This window comes from Lysobacter sp. TAB13 (assembly GCF_052113885.1).
In the GTDB taxonomy this organism is placed as follows: Bacteria; Pseudomonadota; Gammaproteobacteria; order Xanthomonadales; family Xanthomonadaceae; genus Lysobacter; species Lysobacter gummosus.
Genome location: NZ_JBFRDR010000181.1, coordinates 1 through 465, shown reverse-complemented (window position 1 = coordinate 465; position 465 = coordinate 1). Strand labels below are relative to the sequence as shown.

At 64.3% G+C, this 465-nt stretch carries 1 pseudogene; it reads left to right on the top strand.

Going from position 1 to position 465, the window contains the following annotated elements:
• A pseudogene (locus AB4Y92_RS25710) lies at positions 1-357 on the top strand (hypothetical protein); the annotation flags it as partial.
• Between the last annotated feature and the right edge of the window lie 108 nt (positions 358-465).

Below are 465 nucleotides of genomic sequence, written 5' to 3'. Positions count from 1 at the left end.
AATGAGAACTGGRGCGACTTCGTCGATGAGCTGATCCGCAACCTGCCGACCCGYCGSATCTGGTTGACGATYGACAAGGATGTTCTKGGCCCGGGCGATGCCGCGACCAACTGGGATCAGGGCGAGCTGCCGCTCGAGAATCTGCTGCTTGCGATCGAACGGCTGGCGGAGCAGTGCGAGATCGTCGGCGTCGATATCTGCGGCGACTATTCCGAGCCACGCTTCGCCGATCCGTTCCGGGCGACGCTCGCCTATTTCGACCACCCGCCGCGGCGCCAGGTCACGGACGCCGAGCTGGCGGTCAACGCGCGGGTGAACGGTGTGTTGCTGGATTGCTTCGAACGGGTGCTGTCATGACGCTCGCGCTCATACTCTGGTTCGCCCTGTCGGTCGTATGCGACGTCGCTGGGCAACTCTGCTTCAAGCTCGGGGCCGATCGGTTGCCCGACAAACACGGACGGGCGC